Source organism: Albidovulum sp. (genome assembly GCF_008933605.1).
GTDB lineage: Bacteria > Pseudomonadota > Alphaproteobacteria > Rhodobacterales > Rhodobacteraceae > Albidovulum.
Genome location: NZ_WBUS01000163.1, coordinates 1 through 7,083 on the forward strand (window position 1 = coordinate 1; position 7,083 = coordinate 7,083).

5 protein-coding genes and 1 pseudogene are annotated in these 7,083 nt (G+C 71.3%); 1 reads left to right on the forward strand and 5 read right to left on the reverse strand.

Translation table 11 applies throughout. The annotated features are described in order from the left end of the window. Positions 1 to 12: 12 nt before the first annotated feature. The 5 genes from pdxA to lptF are packed head-to-tail and all read right to left on the reverse strand — an operon-like array spanning position 13 to position 6,716. Positions 13 to 984, reverse strand: coding sequence for a 4-hydroxythreonine-4-phosphate dehydrogenase PdxA (pdxA, locus tag F9K34_RS15920; RefSeq protein WP_291338103.1), 972 nt, complete (start codon positions 982 to 984; stop codon positions 13 to 15). A gap of 12 nt (positions 985 to 996) precedes the next feature. After that, the gene (locus tag F9K34_RS15925; protein ID WP_291338104.1) at positions 997 to 2,298 is read right to left on the reverse strand and encodes a peptidylprolyl isomerase; all 1,302 of its coding nucleotides are present in this window, start codon (positions 2,296 to 2,298) and stop codon (positions 997 to 999) included. Between the two features lie 49 nt (positions 2,299 to 2,347). Continuing rightward, complete coding sequence (locus F9K34_RS15930; RefSeq protein WP_291338105.1) at positions 2,348 to 4,492, reverse strand: LPS-assembly protein LptD; 2,145 nt, start codon at positions 4,490 to 4,492, stop codon at positions 2,348 to 2,350. Next, positions 4,492 to 5,589 carry an LPS export ABC transporter permease LptG gene (lptG, locus tag F9K34_RS15935; RefSeq protein ID WP_291338106.1) on the reverse strand — a complete coding sequence of 366 codons (1,098 nt, stop codon included), beginning with the start codon at positions 5,587 to 5,589 and terminating at the stop codon, positions 4,492 to 4,494. The genes F9K34_RS15930 and lptG overlap by 1 nt, the downstream gene beginning before the upstream one ends. Further along, on the reverse strand, positions 5,586 to 6,716 hold the full coding sequence (gene lptF / locus F9K34_RS15940; protein ID WP_291338107.1) for an LPS export ABC transporter permease LptF: 1,131 nt from the start codon (positions 6,714 to 6,716) through the stop codon (positions 5,586 to 5,588). The genes lptG and lptF overlap by 4 nt, the downstream gene beginning before the upstream one ends. A 121-nt stretch (positions 6,717 to 6,837) precedes the next feature. Here lptF and F9K34_RS15945 point away from each other — a divergent pair. Continuing rightward, positions 6,838 to 7,083: pseudogene (locus F9K34_RS15945) on the forward strand (leucyl aminopeptidase); the annotation flags it as partial.

The window sequence follows — 7,083 nt, forward strand, 5'->3', positions numbered from 1 at the left end:
CCACCGTCGCCATCACCCGGCCCGGTTCCGCGCCATTTCGCGCGCGAGCCGCAGCGCGGCGACGAGGCTCGACGGGTCCGCCAGCCCCTGGCCCGCGATGTCGTAGGCGGTGCCGTGGTCGGGCGAGGTGCGCACGAAGGGAAGGCCGAGCGTCACGTTGACGCCGCCCGCGAAGTCGAGCGTCTTGATCGGGATCAGCGCCTGGTCGTGATACATGCAGATCGCCGCGTCGTAGCGCGCCCGCGCCGCCGGGTGGAACATCGTGTCGGCGGGGAGCGGCCCGGCGAGGGCGAAGCCCTCGGCGCGCAGTCGCTCGAGCAGGGGCGAGACGAGCGCGATCTCCTCGCCCCCCATGGCGCCGCCTTCGCCTGCGTGCGGATTGAGCCCCGCCACGGCGAGCCGCGGCTCGTCGAGCCCGAAGTCGCGCAGGAGGCCCGCGCGGGTGATCCGGATCGTCTCCTCCAGAAGCTCCGCCGTCAGCTGCCGCGGCACCTCGGCCAGGGGGATGTGGATCGTCGCCGGCACCACCCGGAGCGCGTCGCAGGCGAGCATCATCACCACGCGCGGAACCCCCGCCAGATGGGCGAGGTATTCGGTATGGCCGGGAAAGGCGAAGCCGGCGCCGTCCTTCAGCGCCTTCTTGTGGATCGGCGCGGTGCAGATGGCCGAAGCCTCCCCGGCAATCGCGAGCGCCACGGCGCGGGCGACGACGGCAATCACGGCGGCGGCATTCTCCGCCGCCGGCGCGCCGGGCAGGGCGGCGGCGGGAAACTCGTGGCGCAGCACCGGCAGGTGGTCCGCCGCGACGCGCGCCGCGTCGGCGGGCCGCGCGATCTGCACCCAGGACGTCCCCTGCGGCAGGTGCGAAGGGTCGCCGATCCAGAAGAAGTCGAGATCCGCCCCGAGCCGCGCCCGCGCCTTGGCGGCGATCTCCGGTCCGACGCCGGACGGGTCGCCGCAGGTGAGCGCGATGGGGGCGGTCATCGGCACCCGGCCTCAGGGCGTGCGGATGATGGCATTGGCCCTGAGTTCCGCCAGCCAGCCGTCCGCCAGCGCGGCGAGGCGCTGGTTGGTCAGTTCCTCGCGCACCTGGGCGCGGTTCGGGCCCTGGCCGAAGCCGAGCGTCGGGTCGATTGCCGGGACGCCATCCGCCGCGGGGGCGGCGAGATCGGCGGCCGAGGGCGCGGGCCCGGCTGCGAGCGTGGCGGACCGCCTGCAGAGCATGAGGAAGACGAGCCCGCCGCCGCTTGTCAGGGCAGTCGAGACCTCGTTGTCGTCGAGGCGCGCGAGTTCGCCCGCGATGTCGGCAGGCACCTGCGCGAGCGCGCGGGTCTCGCGCCGGACGGTGCCTGCCGGGGCGCCGCTGAACACCCGGTAGAGGTCATCGCAGGTATCGACCTCGCCCCGGATGCGCTCGGACTCGGCGAGCGTCTCGGGCGAGCGCCCGCCGGGCAGGAGGACCTGGGCGTAATCCACGGTCAGGTTCCCCGCCGAAATCTCGCCTCCTTGCTCGATGCCCCGGAGCCGGACGATGGCGATGGCATTGCCGAGGTTGATGGGCGGGCTTACCTGGCCGTTGCCCATGCCGGCGATGACCTGGCGCACCTGCGGCGGCAGGTTGGTGACCGGAATCCAGCCGACCTGGCCGCCGTTCAGGCGCGACGGCGCGGCGGAGTGCTGGCGGGCGGCGGCGGCGAAGGCCGCCTCCGAGCCGATCGACTTCGCCAGTTCCTCGGCGAAATCGCGCTTCTCCATCGCGGTGCCGCCCGAGGTGGGGATGAGGATTTCGGAGAGGTTCACCCGCGGCCCTGCGCCGCGCTGCGCCGGCACCGAAAGCGCCCGGTCGATCTCCGCCTCGCTGATCGCGACCTTTGGGAGGAACCGGGCCCGCACCGCCTCGCGCCAGGCGAGGCCGGCGGCGACGAAGTCGCGGAAGGTCTCGGGTGCGACGCCGCCCTGGCCGATGGCCTGCAGGAACTGCTCGGTGTCGAGATTGGCGCGGCCGGCGAATTCCGCCATCCCGGCGGCGATCTGCTGGTCGTTGATCGTGATGCCCGCCGCCTTCGCGGCCGCGATCCTCAGCCGGTCCTCGATGAGCCCCTTCTCGGCCTCGGCAACCGGATCGCCCGGTGCGCGCAGCATGGTGAGGAACTGCACCCGCTGGTCAAGCTCGTAGCGCGTCACCGCGCTGTCGTTCACCACGACGACGGGCGAGAACTGGCCCGACTGGGCCACTGAGGGCGCTGCAAGGGCGGTCAGGCCCGCGAGGGCGAGGGGGATCAGGGTCGTGATGCGCATCGTCTGCCGTCCGTCTGCTCTGTTCTCTTCATCCCGCGGGGCCCGCCTCTCAGGGTCCGCAGCTTCGCCGGTAGCGTCGCCCGTCGATCCCCGCGCCGACCCCGTGCAGGATGACCGACAGGTTGATGTCGGTGTCGGCCTTCACACTAGTCGAGGACGTGAAGCGACGCGAGAGGGAAAGATCGACCGTGGCGCAGTCCGTCCGCCAGGCGACGCCGAGGGCGGCGCGCGTGGCCCGTGCGGCCTCGAAGTCGTAGCGCCCGGTGAAGGAGCCGCGCCAGTTCGCCCCCATGTCCCATCCGGCGTCGAAGACAAGCTCGGACGTGGGCTGGAGGCGGTTCTCGGCCGGGTCGGCGACGAGCCAGAGATAGCCCGCCGTGAGGTCGTAGCGGCCGCCGTCGTAGCCGAGCAGCAGTTCCTCGCGGCTGACGTCGAGGCCGTCGTCGAAGGTCATCCGGTTCATGGCGCGAAGCCCGTCGGGCGTCACGAGATGCGCGGCGACGAGCCAGTCCGAACTGGTCCCGTCGAGGCCGGAGGCGGTCGAGAACTGTCCGAGGTCGTCGGCCCGGAAGACCCGGCCCGCCGTCACGCCGAGCGTCCAGCCGGCGGGGTCGTGGCGCGTCCAGGTCAGGCCGAGGTTCAGCCGCGAGCCGAGCTCGCGCCCGTCGGCGCCGGGAAACCGGCTGAAGTCGAAGAGGTTGCCCTCGTCGAAGTTGACGATCTGGCTGTCCTCGTTCGGCACCGCGTCGGCGCTGTCCGGCGCCCAGACGAATTGCGCGACCGGCTCGATCACCTGGCTCGCCCCGCGCGGGCCCGCCGAGCGGACCCAGGGCCAGCGCAACTCCACCGCGGCGGCGGGAAGGAGGCGCGTCACCGTGCCGGGATAGGCCGGGTCCTGGCCGATGGAATAGAGGTCGGCGGTGATCTCGGCGGCACCGGCGAGGACCATGCCGTTCGGCAGGATCCAGCTGCGCCGCCAGTCGATGACCGCGCTCACCCGCGCCACGTCGCGGCCGTCCACCGTGCCGTCGCCGTTCGCGTCGGTGGCGAGGTCGGAGGACCGGCGGTGGCTGTGCAGGTCGAACTCGAACTGCGCTTCGCCGCCGATGAACCTGGGCGAGAAGCGGCGGATCACGCTGAGGTCGCCGACGAGGGTCGGCAGCACCGCGTTGTCGTCGCCCGCGCGGATCGACCAGTAGCGGAAGAGGCGCGCCTCGACATGCTCGTTGCGGCGGGTGCGGGTGACGGCGACGCCGCTTTCCAGCAAGTCCTTCTCCTCCAGCCCGTAGTCGAGCAGGTAGGCGTCGTCGCTGACCTCCTCGAAGGTGAAGCCGAGGCGGAAGTCGCGGGGCAGGGCGAAGGCGCCCGAGGCGAAGAGATAGCCGCGGGTGTCGCCGGGCAGGAGGTCGTCGCGGGTGACGGCGCCGTTCACCTCGATGGTGCCGGATCGCAGCGCCTCGCGGTAGCGGAACTCCAGCGTCCGGGTGCGGCTGGCCGAGAGGTAGGGCATCAGCGTCAGGTCGCGGCTGTCGCCGATGGCGATGAAATAGGGCAGCTTCAGCCCCGGTCCGAGCGCCGTCGTGGTGCGGAAGCGGGGCATCAGGAAGCCCGTGGCGCGTTTCAGCGTCGGGTCGGGCATCCGCAGGCGCGGGACGTAGAAGACGGGGATTCCGGCGACGCGGAACTGGGCGTGGTCGAAGTAGAGCTGGCGTTCGGTCTGGTCGTGGAGGACGCTGCGGGCGCGGATTTCCCAGAGCGGCGTCGGGTTCGACGGGCAGACCTGGCAGGAGGAGGCGACGACGCGCGAGGCACGGGTGAAGCGGCCGCTCGACCGGGCGATCTCGTCCGCGGCGATCTGGAGCTGCACGTCGAGCACCATCCGCGCGCTCCGCAGCACGCCCTCGGTCAGGTCGCGCGAGAGCTCCGCCTGATCGGCGAGGATTACCGTGCCCGCGCCATCGGTCAGCGTGATCGGCCCCTCGATGGCGAGCTCTTCGGTCGCGCCGTCATAGACGATCCGCCGCGCGGTGAGCCGCGCGCCCTTGTAGAAGACCTCGACCGCGCCCTCGGCGGTCAGACGGTCGTCCGCGGTCAGGAAGACCCGGTCGGCGACGAGGGTCGCGGCCTCCTGCGCCCTTGCGGTCAGGGGGAGGGCGGCGAGCCAGAAGAGGAGGGCGAGGAGAAGCCGCCGCATCAGCCGTCCTCGAGATGCAGAAGGAGGGTCAGCGAGAGAAGCACGGCGGCGAGCGGCGGACTCCAGGCTGCAAGGACGATCGGAATCTGGCCGTTCTCGCCGAGGACCTGGGCGAAGTTCCGCAGCAGGAAGATCGCGAAGCCCGAGACGATGGCGAGAAGCACCATGGTGCCGGTCTGCCCCGACCGGGCATGGCGCATGGTGAAGCCCGCGCCGACGAGCACCATCGCCATGAGAAGAAGCGGCAGCGCGAGTTCCATCTGGAACCAGACATTGTGCTTGCGCGCCGAGAAGCCCGCCCGTTCGAGCCCGTCGATGAAGGCCGGAAGGTCCCAGATTGCGATGGTGGACGGCGTGCCGAAGCTGTCGCGGATCTGGTCGGGCGTGAGGTCCGAGGGCAGGTCGAGCGCGGCCTGGCGGCGCGCGTCGCGTTCGGGGTTGCCGCCCGCGTCGAAGCGCCATTCCTTGGCGTCGGTCAGGGTCCAGGCGCCCTCGGTCAGCCGCGCCTCGGCCGCGTCGATGCGCGCGACCGGACCGCTCGCCTCGGCGAAGGCGAGGAAGCTCGCGTCGTAAAGCACCGTCCCGTCGGTGTTCGACCGGGCCGCGTGGATCACGGTCTGCCCCTCGGGTCCGCCCTGGCGGAGCCAGAGCCCCTCGCGCGAGACCGAGAGCACGTTGCCCTCGCCGAGCTTGTAGCGGTTGGCGAGCGTCTCGTAGCGCTTGGCGGTGCCGGCGACGATGGGATTGAGCAGCGCGACCGCGACCGCGCCGATGAGGAGCGTGGTCACGAGGGGCGCGAGCAGCATCCGGAGCGCCGAGCGTCCGGCCGCGCGGATCACGACAAGTTCGGAGGACCGCGCGAGCGCGAGGAACAGCGCGATGGAGGCGAGGATCAGGATCATCGGCAGGATGCGGTAGACGGCCTGCGGCGTGTTCAGCGCCGCAAGCTCCGCCGCCGCGCCGAGGCTGATGTCGGCGTCGGCGAAGCGGCGGATCTGCTCGATCATGTCGATGAGGTAGAGAAGGACGAAGAAACCCGCGAAGACCGTGAGGACGGTCTTGGCGAAGCGGCGGGCGATATAGAGGGCGAGCGTCATGAGGCCACCGCCGCGACGAGGCCGTGGTGCACGCGTCGCGCCCGGCCCGCGAGCGCGAGCAGGACGGCGGCGATCCCGAGCCCGGCCGCCACCGGCAGGTAGATCGCGGGCCAGGCCGAGGACGAGCGGGCGACGAGGCTCGTCGCGCCGTTGGCGAGGAACTGGACGAAGACGAGGAGCACGACCGAGAGCGCGATCTGCCGCCAGAGGCCGAAGCGGCTGAAGCCGCCGGTGAGGAGCGTGGCGAAGCCGATGAGCGCCGAGACGAGCGCGAGGAAGGGGCGGGCGATGCGCTCGTGCCCCTCGAGCAGCATCGCCGCCTCGGTCGTCCCGTAGGCGGCCGCGCTGTCGGCCGACGCGGCGAGGAGGACGGGTGTCGGCAGTTCCTCGACCGAGGGCAGCCGGTCGGCCGCGGCGCCGATGAGCGCGCCGAGATCGTAGGAGAAATCGGCAAAGCGCGTGACCGAAAGCGACGCCGTCGCCGTGGCAAGCGTCTGGGCCATCCCCTCGAACATCACGAGCTTCGGCCCCGTCTCGCTTTTCACCAGCAGCGCGCGATCGGCGGTGTAGGTCGTCCGCCGGCCCGGCGTACGGGCATCGGTCAGGAAGATGTCCTCGAGTTCTCCCCGCGGGCTGATCTCGCGGATGTAGAAGGTGATCCCGCTCGCGGGATGCAGGAACGTCCCCTCGGTCAGGAACCGCGAGGCGACGTTCTCGGCGATCTCGCCCCGCCGTTCGGCAAGCTTGGTCCGGCTCGCCGGCACGAGGACGTGGGCGAGGACCGCGACCATGAGGGTGACCGCGAGGCCGAAATAGACGACCGGCCGCGCCAGCTGGAAGGGCGAGAAGCCGGTGGCCATCATCACCACGAGCTCGCTTTCCGAGGCGAGCCGGTTGGTGACGTAGACCGAGGCCACAAAGGCCGCCACCGGCAGCACGAGGCGGATCACGTTCGGCAGCGTCAGCGCGGTGAACTCGAGAAAGACCCAAGCCGACTGGCCGTCGGAGATGAGCTGGTCGAAGAGCGAGACCGCGCGGTTGATCCAGTAGACCGACACGAGGACAAGCGCGAAGAAGCCGAAGAGCATCATCAGCTGCGACAGCATGTATCTGTCGAATTTCGACACTGCTTCCTCGTCGGTCTGCCTCGCCCCATCCCTAGACGAAAGCTCGGGGCGGGAAAACTCATATCTGGCCAAGGTCAGGGGGCGGGGATAGGGTCGGCGCCGAAATCTGCCGGAGCACGTCATGACCCTTCCCCTGACCCTCGAATTTGCCGCCACCGCCTTCGACCCCCTTGCCGCGGCCGAGGGGCGTCTTGTCCTGCTGCTGCCGCCCGATGGAAGGCTCGGCGCCCCGGCGCGCCGGCTGGACCGGGCGGCGCGAGGGGCGGTTCAACGCGCCCTCGGGTCGAAGGCATGGGAGAAGCTGAGGACCGGCGAGGCCATGGAGCTTGCCTGGCCTGCCGGGCTCAGGGCCGAGGCGGTGCAGCTC

Excerpts from the sequence above, each read along its gene's own strand:
- pdxA (WP_291338103.1), bottom strand. The coding sequence starts at position 984 with ATGACCGCCCCCATCGCGCTCACCTGCGGCGACCCGTCCGGCGTCGGA.
- F9K34_RS15925 (WP_291338104.1), bottom strand. The coding sequence starts at position 2,298 with ATGCGCATCACGACCCTGATCCCCCTCGCCCTCGCGGGCCTGACCGCC.
- F9K34_RS15930 (WP_291338105.1), bottom strand. The coding sequence starts at position 4,492 with ATGCGGCGGCTTCTCCTCGCCCTCCTCTTCTGGCTCGCCGCCCTCCCC.
- lptG (WP_291338106.1), bottom strand. The coding sequence starts at position 5,589 with ATGACGCTCGCCCTCTATATCGCCCGCCGCTTCGCCAAGACCGTCCTC.